Genomic DNA, 308 nt, shown 5'->3' on the forward strand with positions numbered 1-308 from the left:
GTGGGTTTACGGAAATGGGCAACAACCGTCACCGACGTTGTTTACCGACAACATCAATCGGCGCCGCATTCAGCTGGCGTGACGATATCGGCGCGCCGGGTGTCGCTGCATGGCGTCGATATCGATGCCGTCGAGCAGCCCGTGAAGCTGCTCGGTAGTCAATTCGATCACCGCTTGCTCTCGGTGGGGCCAGACGAAATGGTCGGCTTCCAGCCGCTTTAACATGAGCCAGAAGCCCGTGCGGTCGTACAGCAGCAGCTTGACCCGGTTGCGCTTGCGATTTCGGAATGCGAATATCGCTCGCGCGA

1 protein-coding gene is annotated in these 308 nt (G+C 59.4%); it reads right to left on the bottom strand.

What is annotated here, in order from left to right; genetic code table 11:
* Window positions 1–69: 69 nt before the first annotated feature.
* On the bottom strand, window positions 70–308 hold a 239-nt coding region (tnpB, locus tag AC3IFE_RS01650; protein WP_489189398.1), incomplete at its 5' end, for an IS66 family insertion sequence element accessory protein TnpB.

It is taken from the genome of Burkholderia sp. APQ4-4ca, from assembly GCF_057837105.1.